1 pseudogene is annotated in these 18,634 nt (G+C 74.1%); it reads left to right on the forward strand.

Annotated features, from left to right (window positions below):
* Positions 1–1,124: 1,124 nt before the first annotated feature.
* Positions 1,125–17,300 (forward strand): annotated as a pseudogene (locus tag ACWCXB_RS25405) (lonely Cys domain-containing protein); the annotation flags it as partial.
* Positions 17,301–18,634 lie beyond the last annotated feature (1,334 nt).

An 18,634-nucleotide genomic window follows, 5' to 3' on the forward strand; every position in this document is an offset into this window, starting at 1 on the left:
ACACCAGTCGGGATTGGGCGGCGACCGCGACAACCGCCGGTGTTGGTGGCACGTCCGGGCGTGCCACCATCAGCGGACAGCGTCGCGACCGCGGCGTGACACTGCTCGCCCATGTCGACCCGGCCACCGGCGCCTTGGCGGAGCCCTCCCTCGTCGGCCTGCCGGGCCCCGGACCGCGGACGGCGGCGCCCGCCGCCCCGGGACGGCCCGAGCGAGTCGAGGTGCTAGGTGCCTACGGCGTCCCGCAGACGCTCTCCGGCGAGACGTTCCGCCGCTGGGCGGACGGCCTGCCGCCCGGCGCGCCCCTGTTGCTGGAGCCGGTCCCCGACGCCGCTGCCGCCGGTCTCGCCGCGTCCCGCCCCGGCATGGCCCCGTCCGCCCCGACGTGGGACAGCGGGCCGGAGCCGCACGAGGCGGACCCGCTGGGGCACACCCCGGCCGGGCAGCGGGCGGCCGACGCGAGCGGACGCGAGGTCTTCGTCGTCGAGCCCGGACCGGCACCGGCCGCGGACTCGACGGAGGCGGCCGACACCCGGGCGCGGGTCGTCCGGTACCTCCCGGCCCCGACGCCGCAGGAGCTGGCGCGCGTGGCGGAGTGGGCCGGGCTGCCCGAGGGAGAGGACCGCGAGGAGACGGCCGGGCGCCTGGACCGGGCCCTGCGACGCGCCTTCGGCCCGGACGTCGCCCGGCAGGACGGCTACCGGGAGCGGGTGGCGGCGATCGGCGCGCTGGCCCGGCTGTGGGCCGAGGACCGGAAGGGCACCGCCTACGGCCTGTTCACCATGGACCTGTTCGACCAGGTGACGCGGGGCGCGGCGGACCTCACCGCGCCGGAGCGGCCGACGGCGGACCACTACGACCAGGCACTGGACCGGGTCCGGCGTCTGGTCGCGGAGAACGAGGCCGCCTCCCTGCGCGACCTGCCCGGCCTGTCCGCGCTCACCATCGCGCTGGACGTGGTCACCCCCGCCGCCCCGCCCGCAGAGGCGTCGCCGACCGTGGCCGCCGGTGCCGGGCGGGAGGCCGGCGACTTGGGTCCGTTGTCCGCGACGGCGGGTGGGGAAGAGCGGTCCGCCCCTCAGGTCAGGGTCGATCCGACGTTCGACTGGGACGATCTTGACGACATGAGCGACGGCTCGGCCGAGGAGGACGCCGATGTCGTCGACGCGGCCGCCGCCGAGTTCGCCGAGGGCCCGCTGCCTGCCGCCGTGCGGCCGACAGACGCTGCTGACATCGTTCCACCGCCTGTCTTCTACCCGCATCGGGTCGTGTACCGGGCGGATCGGCGCGCGCCGGAAGTGATCTTCCGTGAGGGCTTTGTGCCGCGTGGCGGAAATCTCGACCTTGAGGAGTACGTGCGGCTCGGGATGGGGGAGAGCGCCGACTACGGGTTCGTGGGGACCGGTGCTTCGCGGGAATGGCTGGCTGGATGGGTGGGCGATGGCTATGTCTATGAGATCGACGCTCCGGGCGGCATCGACGTGGCCGAGACGTTGGTCGCGAACGAGATCCCTTACGAGGCCGCGGAGACGGACGAGATCGCGTTCGCGGGGGGTGTGGCATCCCGCTTCATCAAGGGCGCCTGGCGGATCGTCCCGGCGCCGCCCGGTGTCGCGGCCGAGAACACACTCGGCGAGTGGATACCCAATCCGTACTACCAGGGGGCGCGGGGTCCGGCCGGCGAGGACGACGACGGTGAGTCCGGTCCCGCCCTCACAGAACCCGGGTCCCCCCAGGATTCCCCCGAAGCCGACCGCGACACGGGGCAGCGACGGGCCGGGGACACCGGCCCGGGAACCGACTCCGCGCCGGACACCGGGACCGGACGGTCCGTCACCTCCGAAGGACGGTCCTACGGGCTGACGCCGCGCGCCCACCCCCAGCACCTCGTCCGGGAGACGCTGCGCCTGGCCGCCGACGCGCCCGTGGGCCCCGTCGAGTACGCCCGCTACCTGTCGGCGACCGCCAAGGCCGTCGCCTGGCTGCTGCCCAAGGACGACCGCGAGCGGGCGCGTATCGCCCGTAGCGTGCTCCACCTGGGCCGGCCCGCCACCGGGCGCGACCTCGTGGAACTGATCCGGCTGGTCACGACGGCCGCCGCGGCCGGGCTCGACATCCACCAGGAGGCCGTCCTCGGCGCGTTCGACCTGGCCCTGACGGGCGCCCTCGCCGAGGACGCCCAGCTGACGGACGAGAACGACGAGGTCATCGGCTACGACTGGCGCACCGGCTCCCGCTCCGCCGCGTCCGTGGACCGGCGTCGCTTCCTCGGCGGCCTGAGCGGCCGTCAGGAACCCGCCGTCTGGGACGACGGAAGCGGCGACGACGGGGACGGCGCGGCCCCCCTGCCGTTCCTGACCGTGGCCGACGAGGGCGAACCCGGGCATGTGACCATGCGGTTCACCGACCCCGCGACGGGCGTCCGGCGGACGGTCAGCGCCTCGCACACCGAGGTCGCCGTGCTCCTCTCCCGCGCCGGGGCCTTCGCCCGGTACGCGGGCACCGTGGGAGGCGCACCCCGCGTGGCCGTCCTGGTGCCGGGCGCCGCCCGCCGCCGGGGGACGCTCCCGGTACCGCAGGACGTCTTCCCCCAGGTCCTGGGCGCCACGACCTGGGCCACCAGCGGGCACGTGGCCCTCGCCCAGGACACCACCGGCGGCGCGGAGACCACCGACTCCACCGGCACCGTGCACGGAAACGGCCGGCCCGCCGGTCTGCTGATCACCGTCGTCCCCCCCGTCGCCGATGCCGCCGGCCTCTCCGGCGGGTGGGAGTCCGGCGACGCCCCGGCCGGCGTCCGGCCGGCTCCGGGGGCCGGGACCGGCGCCCCGTCGTCCGCCCCCGCGCCGGACAGCTCCCTGTCCCAGGCTCTGTCCTCCGGCCTCGGCGACCTGGCTTCCGGCGCTTCTGGAGCAGCCGGGGAAGCCGGGGCAGCCGGAGCCGCCCCGGCGGTCGGCCCCGGGACCGCCGTCGGGCGTCCTGCCGTGGGCACCACCCCCGACCCCCGTCCGGCGGCCCTGGTGGCGCGGGCGTTCGGCGCCGGGGCGGCGAGCGAGGACGGGTACGCGCGGCGGCTTGCGGCGGCGGAGCGTCTGTACCGGCTCTGGGCCAAGGACCGGACGCTGCCCGACGACGGTTCGGACCTGGCCGTGGACCGGATGGCCCGCCGGCTGCTGTCCCTCAAGCGCCCGGACGCCCGGTCCCAGCCGGAAGCGCCGGTCGGCCAGGACCGGTTGCGGCAGATGATCGAGCTGCTGGCGCGCGAGGACCTACTGGACGCGCGGAGCATCAAGGCCCTGGCCGCCCTCCGGCTGATCGACGCGGGCGTCATGGGCGAGCACAGCCTGCACCGCACCCGAGAGGGCGTCCCCGCCGGACGCGACTGGGACCGGGAGGGGCGCACGATGCCGCCGCTGCCGGACGACGCCACCGTCGACCTGTCCCGTGTACGGACCCGGCTGGGCCTGGTGGAGACGGGGCAGGCGGGTGAACCGCCGTACTGGGTCAGGGCCGACGGCGACAACGAGGCCGGCCACCCGGGCGTGTGGGTGCACGGACCCGGCACGACGGCGGAGCCGGGGGCGCCGGAACAGTCGGGAGAGCCGGAGGAGTACTTCGCCGACCCCGACGTCTTCGGCGAGCTCATGGCCCTCGACACCGGGCTGCTCGCGCGTCCGCGCACGACCGAAGTGCTGATCGAGATCAACGGGGCCGCCGACCGGTACCGCGAGGTCCCGGACGCGGTGTCCGACGCCACCGGGCACGGCGCGCTGTCCACCGACGGCCACTGGGGCGTCTCGGCGGCCTCGACGGAGTCGGACAAGAAGGTCCTCACCGTCTCCGGGATGTTCCACCGGTCCCGGCGCGGCAAGGCGGCCCCGCCCGTGTTCAAGAACCCCGAGGCCGCCCGGATCGACGTCCTGCTCATCACGGACCGGCAGGGCGACGAAGTCGGCCTCGCGAACCTCCCCGAAGCCGACCACGGCCTCGCGCGCGCGGTCTCCGCCAACCCCTCCCCCCGGTTCTTCCGGCACTGGGACGCGGCGGCCAAGGCGCTCGGCGAGCCGATCCCCGCGTCCTGGACGCACCTGCTCTACACCTACCTCGGACACGGCGCGCCCGGAGCCGACGTACTGTCCGTCGAGGGCGGGCTCAGTGCGATGTCCGCCGAGGAGACGGCGGACTGGGCCGCGGAGGTCCTGCGCCTGCGCGGTCTGCCGAAGACCATGGAGATCTTCCAGGCCCAGTGCGCCGCGGCCAGCCCGGGCGGCACCCGCCGGGCCGCGAAGCGCTTCTGGCTCGCCGGCCCCCTTCCGTTCGTGCACGACCGGCTGCGGAACGCCGACCGGGCGCAGGAGACGGCGAACGGGAGCGGACACCGGGTCCACGCCGGCACCAGGCCGCTCGCGGGAGACCGCGACGGCCGGCTGGACGGCTGGGCCGTCGTCGCCTCCGCGCTGTGGGGCCACGGCGAGATCGTCCGGCGCGACCCGGAGCCGGACGACCAGGTCCTGGCGGAGGTGGCCCGCCGGTCGGGGCTGCACACCGGCGACGGACCGGTCCCGCCGGACACCCTCCGAGAGGCGAGGGCCCTGGTGCGGGCACTGCGGACCGCGTTCCCGGCCGAGTCGGACGGCGAGCCCCGGTTCTGGGAACACGTCGAGTCGTTCGGCGCGCTGGTGCGGCTGTGGGGCAGGGACCCGAGGGTCGAGTTGTTCGGCCCGTTCACGATGGACCTGTTCGACCGGGTGGCCCGGGACACCGCGCGGCGGAACGGCGACCCGCTGGACTCCGCCCAGGCGCCGTCCGCCCGGCACTACGGCGACGCGCTGGCCCGCGCCGTGGCGGTCGAGACGGCGGCCGGTCCCGAAGCAACGCTCCAGGACCTCTTCGCCTCAGGTCCGTCCGGCGAGCCCGGGACCCTCGGCCAGGACGAGGCCCCCGGCCAGGACGAGGCCCCGCACGCGCTCGACCAGGCGCTCGACCTGCTGAAGGGCCTCAGCGAGCGGTGGGACGCCACATCCCTCGACGCGCTGGCCCGCGACGTGCTGCGACTGGAGCCGGACGAGCCGGTGGGCCCCGAGCAGCGTGGCTGGCTGCTGTGGGCGGCGGTCCGGGTCAGGGAGTGGGAGCAGCGCACCCCGGTCCAGGAGCGGCTGGCCATGGCCGCCTCCGTGCTGCACCTGGACGGTCCGGCGGACGAGTCCCACCTGGTGGAGCTGAGCCGGGTGGCGCTCGGGGCGACGGCCGACGGCCGCCCGTTCGACACCGACTCGCTGGGCGCCTACCACCTGGAGCTGATGCGCCTCTTCGACGCCGAGTTCGCGCTGACCGACGCCGAGGGCCGGGTGCTCGGATGGGACTGGAGCGGCGACCCCGAGTCCTTCGGCGGCCGGGCGACGGAACAGAGCTACCCGGAACTCGACCCCGACCGGCGGCGAACGGACGCCGAGGGCGCCGAGCCCTCGCCCGCCGCCCCCTTCACCGCCAGGTTCGCGGGCGCCACCGACGGTGGCGTGGTCCTCCGGCTGCGCGGCAGGAACGTGAATGTCCCGTGGGGCCGGCTCGCCATGGTGTTCGCCTACGACGCGGGCCTCGCGCGGTTCCCCTCGGACCACCCGCTGCACATGCTGGCCCCGGGCGCCGACCGCGTCACGCCCGGTGAGTCCGGCAGGACGGGCGAGCAGGAGCTGGCGTACGTGCTCCGCAGGCCCGTGAAGGTCACGACGACGGACCCCGCCGTGCAGGTGAACCCGGGCGCGGAGCACGCCGCGCATGTGCTGACCATCGGTGAGGCCGCCGAGGACGGAACGGTCGACGCCGACCGGGGGCCGGTCCTCCCGGAGCCGATCGAGGGCCTGACCCGGGCCGCGGACCCGGCCGAGATCGCGGGCCTGACCCCCCTCTTGGGTACGTCCTTCCTGGGGCTTCACAGGCTGCGCCGCGGTGGCGTCACCACGAGCGCCGTGGTCGTCGGCCCCGCCGGTTCCATCGTCGGCCCCGACGCGTCCGTCGTGGGCGTCGGCGCGTCCACTGTCGACGCATCCGCCCCTGTCGACGCATCGGTCGGCGCTTCCGCCTCCGCCGGCAGCACCAGGCCCGCGTCGGATGGCGTCCTCTCCCTGCCGGAGCCCGCCGCCTCCAGTGACCTCCTCGCGGACTTCGAGGCAGGGCTGACGCGGCACGGACGGGAGGAGGACGTCACGGACGACGCCGCGCCGACGGCCGTACGGGACGTCGCGGCCGCCCCCGTACGGTCCCTGGCCGACGAGATCTTCGCGGCTGTGACAGGGACCGCGCCCGTCGACACCGCACCGGCCACGGCGCCCCCCGCACCTACGGCGCCGGCCGTGACGGCTCCTTCAGCCCCGGCGGGTCCGGCCGACCCGGCGTCCCAGGCGGCCTCGTCCGCTCCGGTGGCCCCGGTGCCCGCGGCCGACGGGTCCGGAAACGTCGGCGCTGACGGTACCGGCCGGGCTGTTGGAGGCGCCCCGGCCGACGGCGCCGCCCCGTCTGCGGTGGCCGCGTCCGCCACCGCTCCCCAGGCGGCGACCGAGCCCGCCTCCTCCCTCCCGCCGTCCTCCGGCCCGGCCGACGACAGCGGCACCGGGGCGGCCCCCGGCAGCGCCCTCGGGGCCCTGCTCACCCTCCTGCCGCGCCCCGGTGTTTCTGCCGCGTCCGCGTCCGCCCAGGCGGGCCCGGCCCCCGCCCCGGCGGACTCGGCGTCCGCCCCGGCAGGCTCCGCGTCCGCCCCCGTCGGCTCCGCCCCGTCCGTCAGCGACAGCGGCGACGAGGTTTCGCTCTTCAGCGTCGGCACCACGGGCACGTCATCGGACGGCGGCGACCCGACCGAGGCAGGCCCTGCCCAGGCCACCGAGCAGGAGGACGCCGCCCAGGACCGGCCGGTGAACCTGGTGGAGCACGAGCTGGACCGGCGGCGCCCCGTCCGCGTCGACCACAAGATGCCCGCTCCTGGGACCCGGCCGCGCGACATCGTCTTCGCGGACGAGACGCGCCGCCCCGCCCTCGCGCACACGGTGACCAAGCTGCTGCCCGCCGCCGCTGCCCGGCAGCCGGAGCACCCCGTGTTCGGGCACACCCTGCAGACGCACCTCATCCGCGGGGTGCCCCTCCTGATCGACACGATCGTCCAGTTCCTGGAGGCAGACTCCGCCACGAAGCCGTGGGAGTCCCGGACCCGCGCCGAGGCGGCCGCACTGCGCTCGGAGCTGGCGAAGATCCTCACGACGGACGCCGAAGGCGTGCTGCGGGGCGGACGCGAGGTCGCCTACAAGGTCGCCGGAGAGAGCCTGTTCAGCCGGTCCCGCACCCGCAAGGTGCGCGTACGGGCACGGCAGTACGGGCTGGGCGAGAAGTTCACCGGCAAGGCCTCCGGCGCGCCGATCCGTACGGGCGCCTCGTGGAAGGACCTCCTGACGGTCGGACGGGTCGCGCAGCTGAACACGACCCGGTCTCTCGCCCCGGTGGTCCCGTTGTTCCCGCTCGTGCTGCCCGTCTGGCTGTTCGCCCGGATCAACCTCCTGGCCGGCCAGTCCCGCGCCATGACCTACCGGAACACCACGACGGTGGCGCGGCTGACCGAGGACCGGGCGCCGGGGGCCCAGCCCGACGTCCACCTCGACCACGGCTGGTTCGAGGTCGACGCGCTGGACAAGCACGGCCACGTGCTCCGCACCCATCACTTCGCTCTGCTCAACGGCATGGTCACCCTGCTGACCCACCAGGAGAAGGAGCGAGAGGAGATCCGGCTCCGGATCCCCCCGCGGCTGACCTTCACCTCGCGCCCGGACCTGCGCCTGGCCGCCACGGAGCGGTGGGGACCCCTGGACGAGGTGAGGGACTGGGTGCTTTCCCAGCTGGGCGTCGACCACGAGGCTCCCGCGCACCACCACATCTCGGAACTCTTCACGCCGGAGGGATTCGAAGGCCTGGGCGGGCTCAGCGCCGGGCGCGTCCTCACGCCGGAGACGCTCTACCGCGACGAAAAGAAGAAGAAGGCGCTGGGCCAGGTCGAGATCTCGGCGGTCCCCCAGTCGGCGGTCCTGCTTTCCGAGTCGCTGGTGAGCCGTCTCCGGCAGGGCTTCGAGCTGGCGACGGCGGGCGGAAGCCAGCTGACGAAGACGAACTTCCAGGGCCTGACGGGTGCTCTGGGACCCGCCGGGTTCCTGTTCGACGACCTCACGGCGATCCGGCTGATGCTGGCCTTCGTCGCCCGGTTCACCCACGCGAGCGGCCGTGACCAGGCCATGGGCGGCGGGGCGAGCGTCCAGATGCTGCGGGAGCAGTTCCCCAGCCAGGGAGCCACGGGGCTCTACCTGGTCGTCCAGGCCGTCACGGTGCGGCGCACCGGGCGGGACCGTTCCCTGCCGACGGGCTCGGACGGGCAGCACCCGCGCCACCCGGCCAGGACGTTCCTGACCTGGTCGCTGGAACGGATTCCGGTCTCCCTGGCCCGCGAGCTCGCCGGCTGGGACGACGGGAGCGGCCTCAGGCTGCGGTCGCTGCGGTCCACCGACCCCAAGGCCGCAGAGCCCTTCGTACCGCCGTACCTGACCCTCGACCATCCCTCGACGCTGGGCGCCAGCGCGGTGGAGAAGTTCTACTTCCCGGACGGCTCCTACACCCGCCAGGCCCCTGACGAGAGCGAGCGGACCTGGCTGGAGGAGCTCACCGACCGGGTGCTGGCGGGCGCGGCCGAGAAGTTCCCGGAGCTGGTGGCCCCCCTGAGCGAGCTCGACCCCGACCACCCCAAGTGGAAGCGCGACCGGAGGCGCTTCGAGCGGGTCGTGGGCAACGTCCACGAAATCGTGCGCACCTTCTCCGAGGCCGCCATGAGCACGGGCCTCGAGAGGATGATGACGACCGGCGTCACGATCACGCTGCGCGAGCACGTCGGCGTCAAGCGCGGCCACCGACACTTGCTGGTCCGGGTCAAGCTGACCGGGCGGAAGTACGAGGGCATCCAGTACGGCTACGGCCACGAGCAGTCGATCACCGGAACGGAACGGCTGTTCACCACGTACAGCAAGACCCACGGCCTCGAGGCCGGCTTGGAGGGGCACGCCTTCGTCCTGGGCGGCGAGAAGACCGCGTCGGGCCGCTCCCTGAACATGGGCGGGGCGATGCTGGGGGCCATGGGCGGCGTCATGCGCCAGGCGCGCAACGGGGCCGGTCCGCTCGTGCTCTTCGACCAGGAGAACATGACCAACTTCCCCCCGTACCAGGTCAGTTACCAGGTCGAGGTGGAGGTGGAAGAGAGCGGACTCTGGCAGCTTCCCGCCACCTTGCGAGGCCCGCTCTTCGCCGGTGTCGGGGCGACCCGGGCGTTCGTGTTCAGCAGGCCGAGCGGGCTGCTCCCGCTCGGCGTCGCCCCGGCGGACCCGAGCCCGGCGGACGACGCGACGGACGACGGGAGCGCTCAGGGGGCCGTCACGGTCTTCTCGGGACGGGTCCTGCTGACCGCCAACTCCCACCACACCCCGCTGGTGGACCCCGACACCGAGGCCAACCCGTACCAGCGCAGCCGGGACGCCGAGGTGCGCCGCCTGCCGGAGGGCGACGCGTTCCAGAGGTCCGCCGCCCGCCCGGCCCAGCCCGGGGCCCGACGGGACCTGATGCGCGACCTGAGCAAGTACTTCGTGCACACGGTCTCGGTGGCCTCGCACCCCCTGCTCGCCGAGACGGCACGGCAGGCGATGTCCGAGGCGGCGCACCGCTCCTGGCAGTTCACCCTCCCCGGGGCGCCCGTGCTGGAGTCGGCCGTCGACCAGTTCAAGGCCCCCAACACCACGGCGGACATCGACCAGACCATGACCCCCGGCGGCAACCGCACGCTGTTGTGGGTGCCGGGCCCGTACACGAACCGGTCGGGAATCCTGCTGCACCGCGTGGGGCTCGGCCCGATGCGGCTGATGGGCCCGGCCACGTACAACGAGCTCGTCGACGGCCACATCGCCGGCCAGCTGTTCTCGGGACGCCGCGCCACCGGCACCGCCTACATGGCCGGGCTGCTGGGTAATCACTTCCGGGCGTTCATGGCGGGCGAGGGCGGATTGACCGGCGTCGTCGCGGCCGGGCAGTTCCAGCGCGTCAAGCGGCACGACAGGATCACGGCGATGGTGGGGGTGACCGCCGCACTGCGCGCGCTGACGGGGCGGACCTACCTCGTGGTCGCCACCGCCGAGCACGACATCGCCGTCGCTACGACCACGCTCGGCACGATGTCCTCGGTCGGCGCTCCGTTCGTGCCGAAGGCACTGGCGGACTCCGCCGGGTTCCGGGTCTCGGTCCCGGCCGGGTGGACCGGCATGCTGCCCGAGAAGGCCGTCCACGAACTCGGCATGATCCAGGACGGCATGGGGAAGGTGCCGCACTACACGGACGCGGTCTGGGTCCCGCGGCCGTGGATGATCGGACGCCGGTTCGGCACCTACCCGGTCAACACCCTCGACACGGGCGACGTGGTCGACCGGTTCCTCGCGGAGCTCGACAAGCTGTTCCCGCGCCTGTCGGACCAGGAAACGATCCGCAAGGCCGTCTCCGCCCGTGTCAGCCGCAGCCTGAGCGGCACGATGGCGGAGGGCGGCGGGGCCTCGCTGCCGGTCCGGGTCGGCCGCTGGGGCTTCCCCCTCCTGCGTATCGGCGGCCGCACCCTGCGGGTGGAGGCCCACCTCGTCCCGGGCACGCCGAAGTTCGACGGCGTGGACCACAGCTCCTGGCTCATCGACGACGTCCTGGCCAGCGAGACCCGTGCCCACGGCGAGATCGTCACTCACACTCACATGCTCGGGACCAATACCAACGCGCGCGGTTTCTTCGAGGACGACCAGCCCGAAGCCCTGGGCGCCGGCTACGGTTCCGCGGGCACCCGTGGCTCGATGCGGACCGACTTCGAGGGAACGAACGAGCGGGCCGGGTGGACGATCGCCCTGACCTCGCCCTACACCGTGGAGCACATCCCCTACCAGCTGACGCTGTCCCTGGAGGTCGACAACACCGGTCTGGGTGACGCGGACGCGGAGACCGTCGTCCTCGGTGGCGATCCCGACGACGCGGTCATCGAGATCGCGGACGACGCGCTGCTCGTGCCGGTCGCGGACGCGGGTGCGGGGGCGGACGTGGCGACGGGGGCGGAGGACGCGGGTACCGGTACGGAGGCGCCGGCGGCCGGCGGCCACCGGCTGGCCGACTTCCGCGGCCTCAAGCCGTTCTCCGTCGAGGGTTCGATCGGCGAGCAGACCGTCCACCGCTCGCTCGCCTTCAGCACGCCGCAGCTCCCGTCCACCGCCGGCTCCGTGCTCGACGTGGCGCCCCAGCCGCCCCAGCCCGGTCCGGTCCGGCATCTGCCGCTTCCCTCCCTCGCCGAGCGGAACGACTGGCACCGGATCCGCTTCGGCGACGGCCGTCTCGGCACGTTCAAGCTGCCCGGCACCGGATTCATGATCTTCGACGTCGTCGGTGCGGAGCAGGTGCAGGAGAGCGCCCGCCGCGCGCTGGCCCAGGCATACGACAAGACCTTCCCCGTCGACGTGGGGAGTGGCGCACAGCCGCCGGAGTGGATCGACAAGACCGGCCTCACCAAGGCCGGCTCACCCGGCGACACCACCCTGCGGTCGGCGACTTCGGACAGCTCGCTCGCGGCCTTCGCCTACCGGGCCCTGTCCCGCGAGGGCTTCCAGCCGCCCACGCTGGAGCAGGACAACCTGATCGGCGGTGCCAGGGGCAACCTCACCCTGCTCGCCCGCCCCCTCGTCGAGCAGTCGGTGCTGATCACCGTCGCCGACGGCACCCACCACGTCATGTACGTACCGCAGCGGTACACGGGATTCGAGCACGCCGACTTCGGCAACGCGCAGAACGCCGCGGAGAACATCACCGTGCAGGGCGCCGACAGCACACCGGCCGGACCCCTGTGGCCGGGCGTGACCGGGTCGGGGCCGAACGCCGGCGGCTTCGAGAGCCTGCCCTCGGGCGCTGAGTCCCTCGGCTGGAAGGGCGCGTTCGTCACCGACAAGCCCGGGGAACGTGCCTTCCTGTTCGCGGTCCCCACGGAGTGGCTCACCATCGCCGACGTCCATCGCAGCATCAAGGACAGCCGGATCGGGCGGGCGCTCGCCCACCCGCTCCAGAAGATCGCCCCGAACCACGTCGGGAACGCCGGCGCGCAGGCGTACGGCACCCAGGCCGCGCTGCTCGTCTGGATGTCCGAGGCGACCGCGCGGGACCTCGGCCTGCTCACCGACGAGAGCTACCCGGCCAAGGTCGCCAAGGCCTGGGACACGGTCAACGAAGCCATGACCGCCTGGGTCACCGCCGACAAGGCGTACTGGGCCGCCCGTCGGCAGGTCGGCCCCGGCCCGTTCACCCGCCACGACGAGGCGGAGGGCCGTGCCGAGGCAGCCCGGTCGGTGTTCGACGCCCGCGAGGCGGGCGTCACCTCGGCGGATCGAGGCCGGGCCGAGGCCGAGCAGGCGGTCCAGGAGGCCGAGGACGCCGTCGAGGCGGAGGAGCGGGCCCACGAGGCGCGGGAACTGGCCCGGCGGCAGGAGTCGGCCCGGCAGCGGGGGCCGGCCCGCGGGCAGCAGATCGAGGACGCCGGCCCGGTCGCCTCCGGAAGCGGTGCGGTCGCCGGAGCCGGTGCGGTCGCCGGAGCGGGTGCCGGACCCGCCGCGGACGCCGGACCCGCCGGACCCGCCGCGGACGCCGGACCCGCCGCGGAAGGCGTGTCGTCCACGGACCAGGCACCCGCCCCCGATGACGTGTCCCTCACGAGCGGCGACACGGACGAGGAGCCGGCACCGCTGCCGCACCCGGAGCTGGACGCGGCCCGGGCCCGGCTGAGCGCCGCCCGGCACGAACTGCGCCGTGCGAATACCGGGCTGAGCGCCGCCCAGGACGAACTGCGCCGCGCAAAGACCGCGCTGAGCGCCGCTCAGGACGAACTGCGGGACGCGAAGGCCGTCCTGGACGCGCTGCACAAGGAGCTGCGGCCCCTGCGGAGCCTCGCGGACACGCTCGCCCAGGAGATGCACCGGGTACGCGCGGAGGCGGACCGCCTGACCCGCTGGCACCGGCTGAACGCGACGGCGGAGGGCCGGGACCTGCTGGCCGGCACCCCCGAGCCCGCCGAGGTGGAGTTCGACGACCCGACGCCGAGCAAGCCCGAGGCGCCGGTGTTCACCAAGCGGGACGCCGACGGCCGGACAACCCTCACCCCGCCTGCGGACCAGGTCTTCCCCGGCGAGGAGTTCCTCGTCGTCGACCCGCCCGGCACCACGGAGGGCAACGGCTTCTTCGCGTCCTTCCTGGCCGGCCTGCGGGCCCAGGCCCCCGACATCGCCGGGACCATGAACGAGGCGGAGCTCCAGGCGGCCCTGGCGGACACGCTCGCCGACCCCGCGAACACCGCCCTCATCGACTTCTACACACCGGACGACCGGGACACCTTCACCCGCGAGGAGCTGAAGGCGGCCGGCGTCGACCTGGGGAAGAACACCCCCGAGTACCGTGAGTTCGAGGCGATCGGCGTCGTCCCGCACTCCACGGCCCTCACCTCCGCGCAGAAGCTGAAGCTCGCATACGCGCAACTCACCCGGTCCGCCGACGCCAAGGGCGAGGGCTGGGACACCGCCGCCGCCGATCTGCGCCCGGTGCTCGCCGCCCGATCCTTCGGCGTCACCGTGACCGTCGTGGACGACAGCGGCCGGTTCCAGACCTTCCGGCCCGCCGACGGCCCGGCGATGCCGAAGGCCCACGTCGTCCTGTACCTGGACAGCGAGAAGCAGCGCTTCCGCGTCGCCCTGCCGGACGGCGCCGACCTGGGCAAGGGGAAGGGCAAGGGGAAGGGCAAGGCCAGGGCCGAGGAGCCCCCCGCCGCACCCGGTTCCTCCGGGACGGCGACCGTCGCCGGCCCGTCGACCGCTGGCCCGTCGACCGACGTTCCGCCAGCCACCGCACCCTCGGCCTCCGGAACCTCCACCGACGCCCCAGCGGCCCCGGCCGACCCGACCGCGGACGCCGACGGGAGCGCGGCTCCGACCGCGACCCCGAGGCCGGGCGGAGCGCCCCTGCCGGTCCACACCACGCTGCCCTGGAGCGCCGCGGGCACGACCGCCGCAGACCGGGCGGAGGACCTCTACGACACCTCGGACCACACACGGCTGACCGCGCCGGACGACCAGGCCTACGACCTCGCCGCGCACCTCACCGACGGCAACGGCTTCTACGCCGCGGTGTCCGCCGCCCTGCACCACCAGGCCCGCGCCACCCGCACCACCGTGCCCCGGGTCGCGGCACGACCGGCGACCCTCGCCTCGGCGGTCGCCGCCCAGCCGCTGGTCGACGCCCAGGACGCCGTACTCGACCCCGAGGCGCTGTTCCTCGCGTCCGAGATCGACGCGCTCGGTCTCGAGCTCCCGCAGGGGCTCACCGCCGAACACCTCACGGCGGAACTCGGCCGCACCGGCGGGCGCGTCCCGGCCGAGGTGTACGCCGGCAACCGGGGCAACGAGGAGGCGCTGCTGCGCTCGCAGCTCCACAGCGCCCGCCTCTGGAACGACGCCACCACCCGCCTCGCGGCGCGGCTCGTCGCCCGTACTGTGGGCATCACCGTCGTCCTCGTAGGCGAGAACGGCACCCACACCACCCACGCACCCGCCGACGGCACGTCCGCCGGCACCGTCGTCCTGCACCAGCGTGGTGGGGAGTTCCTGGCCGCCCTGCCCCGCGCTGTCCCCGCACCGGCTTCGTCCGCACCGGCCTCGTCCGCCGCGGCGGACGAGACCCGCACGGGCGGGGACGACGCCTCCGCTCCCACCACCCGGCCGGGCCCCGCCGCGGACGCCGACGCGAACACCGGCTTGCCCCAGGGCACCCCCACGAACCCCGCCCCTGTCCCCGCCCCGGCTCCCGCTCCCGCCCCGGCTCCCGCCCTCGCGTCGGCCAAGGCGGCCGCGGGGTACGCCGTGTCCCAGCTGCCCGCGACGTCCAGGCCGGCGGCGGACCCGGAGGCGTCCACGGCGACGGCCCGGCCGGTGATGGGTTCGGAGGCAGAGCACGCGGCCCTGCTGAGGAAGGCGTTCGGGGCCGGGGTGGCGGACGAGCCCGGCTACCAGGAACGGCTGAAGGCCCTCGCGTTCCTTGCACGGGTGGGTCTGGCGAAGGCCCGTCCGGGTGAGCGGGTGCTGGGCGACACGCTGGTACGCGACGCGCTGATGCTCGACGAGTGGAAGACCGTCACTCCCGATCACTGGCGGACGCTGATCGAGCTCGCGCGCAAGCCGAAGGCGCGGCAGGCGAAGACGCGGGCGCAGCTGGCCGCACGGTTCCTGGAGGACCGGGGCGCCCTGTCGCACGAGACGTACCTGTGGGATGCGCACGGGAGGCTCATCGGCCGCAACTACAGGGGGAAGACGCTGCCGGGTGGGCGGCTGGACCTGAGCAGTGTCGGCATCGCCGACTTCGTGCACGGGCGGCTGGAACGCCGGTCGCAGGAGAAGCCTGAGTGGTCGACGGAGATCAACCGCACCCCGTACACGATGGCCGCCATCGGCGATCCGTCAGCGAAGAAGGTGAGTGTGTGGCTGCCGAAGGACGAGGTGTTCCGGGACGCGCCGGCGGACGTGCTCGCGGAACTGATACTGCTGGACCCGGTCCTGGAGATAACCCCGAAGGAATCGGGCGTGGCGCTGCTGGCGGACGGGGGGGCGAAGTTCTCGTACGCGCAGGAAGTTCTGGACCGGGTGGGCCGCGACGGGGTGGCTCCCGACGGGCAGATCGCCTTCCTGGAGCCGAAGGCGGAGCGGCGGAAGCGGCGCTGGATGCCGCGGAGGCCGAAGAAGGCGCTGATCGCGCTGGTGGAGCGGAACTGGCAGCCTCAGTGGATCTCGCTGAAGGCCCGCCCGGCGGGCCTGGCACCGCAAGCGGACCCGCCCGCCGAGGTGCGGGACATGAACCGTCACATCGTCACCGACGCCGACGGGCGGCGCGTCATCCACACCATGGCCGCCGACGACGACGCGCTCATGGCCCGGCGCGCCCGCACCAACTGGCGCGGCGTCACCCACTTCGTGCCCGAGGACCCGCTGACCGGTAAGGCCGACCTGTCAGCGGCGAAGCGGATTCCCGGGATCAGCGCGCTCACCAGGTGGACGGACGGCCACGGTCAGCCGAAGTACCTCGAAGTGGTGGACAGCCGGGGCGACGTATCGCTGGTGACCGGTGCGGAACTGGGCGAGACCGAGAAGCGCCGCGCCAGCTTCAGCGACCTCCCGCTGGGCGAGCTCCAGATGCTCGCCTGGTGCTACCCCGCGGCGAGCCGCACGGAGTTCACCGAGCGCGCCGATGTCTACGTGCGTGGCCCGGTGCTACCCGCGGGCGACCCGCTGAGGAACCTGCCCTTCATCCAGGGGATGGCCGACACGACACGGGTGCCCGCCGCCGGCCCCACTCGTGCCAACCGCGCCGACGAGACCGCTGTCCTGATGGCCGAGGGGGTGCGCAGCGCCCCCGGTGAGATACGGAAGGCCAATCCACGGCCGGAGGGCGAGCGGCTCGACGCTCTCATCGTGCAAGGGGGACTGGCTAAGCGCGGCGAGATCACGGACGCGGACCGTGAGCTGGCGCTGGCCCTGGTGATGGCGCTGCACCTGCGGTTCAGCCCGGATGTCGAGAAGGACGCCGAGTTCGACCAGCTGTGGAACGGGATCTGCGCGCTGGAACTGCTGCGGGCGGCCGACCGGCGCATGGCTCCGTATCCGTTCGCGCTGGACCTGCTCGACCTGGCCGCGCACGCGCGGCAGGGGCTGAAGGCCGGCGCTGTGCCGGGGCCGAAGCACTACGCGCTGATGCTGAAGGCGGCCCGGCAGACGCTGGACGCGCGTCCGAAGGCCACGCTGGCCGACTTCGTGACGCTGCCGAAGGAGGTGGACAGGGCCCTCCTGGTCTTCGAGGAGGGGGTCCGGAACCAGGGCGCCGAGAACCTGGAGGGCCTCACACGGGACATCCTGGAGCTGAGCCCCACCGCTGTGGTGGGTCCGAACGAGAGGCTGCGGCTGCTCTGGGCGATGGTGAAGGTCGCGCGGTGGGAGCTGGCGCACGACTTCGCCGCGATCGACGACTTCGCGGCCAGGGTGCTCCATCTCCCGCGGCGTCAGCCCGACCCCGCCACCACCCGCGGGCGCCTGCGCCGGCTGATGATCAAGGGGGCGGCGATCGGGCTCGACATCGCCGATCCGGTCGACATCGCCGTCCTCGACCTCCAGGACAAGGGGGCGTACGACCGGAACACGCTGCTGGTCGACGGCACGGGCCAGGAGGCGGGACGCAACTACCGCGAGCACTCCGACGGCCCGCTGACGGTCGACCCCGATGTGATCAGCACGCCGTACGGGCCAGAGGCGGCTCCATGGACGGTCCGGCCGTTCCTGGCGGCGGTCGAGCTGCTCGATGACGGCCGGGTACGGATCGTCCTGCGCGGGGTCACGTACGACATCAGCATGGAGGAGTACGCCGTGCTGACGCTGCACGACCCCGTGCACAAGAGGACGGATGCCCGCGCGGCCGTGCAGTTCGTCGGCGACGGCGCCGTCGGCCTGGACCGTCTGGCCGATATGCCCCGGAACACCGCCCGCCGCACGATGGTCACGCGGGGGCCGCTGTCCCTGGAGGACGACCCGGACAACCCGGGCAGGAAGCGGCTCAGGCTGTACCAGCGGAATCCGTTCCGCCCGCTCGCGGACGAATTCGCCGTGGTGATGCCCGCCGACGGCAGCCTGGTGAAGGCCGACTTCGACGGCCCCGACGTCTGGAAGCCCACGCCGCCCGACCCGCGGCCGCTCGACGCCGACGCGCCGGTCGTCAGTGACGGGGCCAAGCGGCATGTGACGTTTGGGCAGGCTCCGGAGGAGGCTCGTACCGAGGGGATCGAGGGTGTCCTGGAGGGCGAGTCGGTCGACCCGCGTCCGGTCGACGCCGAGCAGCTCGTGGAGGGGGCGCCGGTCGTCAGGGATGGGGCCAAGCGGCATGTGACGTTTGGGCAGGCTCCGGAGGAGGCTCGCACTGAGGGGATCGAGGGTGTCCTGGAGGACGCGCCGGTCGACCCGCGTCCGGTCGACGCCGACCAGCTCGCGGAGGGGGCGCCGGTCGTCAGGGACGGGGCTGGGGCCAAGCGGAATGTGACGTTTGGGCAGGCTCCGGAGGAGGCTCGTACCGAGGGGATCGAGGGTGTCCTGGAGGACGCGTCGGCCCCGGCCTCCACGGCACCGGCGCCCCCGCCGGGCGAGATCCAGGTCCTGGACTGGGACCGCTCCGGGGTGGCGCCGACCGAGTTCAAGCGACGCCGCTACGCGTTCGAGGGTGGGCTGGTGCTGCCGCCGGGCGATCCGCTCGGGACCTTCGCCCCCCACCAGGAGCGGGCCACGGAGTCCGGGCAGGCCGCGATCGGGCGCCTGGCGACGGGTGTGCGGGGCGCGCCGGGCGCGGAGGTGAAGGCAAGGCCGCTGCCGACGGGGGAGCGGCTCCGCGAGCTCGCGGAGACGGCAGGGCTGGCCGAGAACGGGGAGGTGACGGACGAGGCCCGCGCGACGGTGTGGCGGCTGCTGCTGGCGCTGCGCTT

The sequence above is a fragment of the Streptomyces sp. NPDC001514 genome, assembly GCF_053597075.1.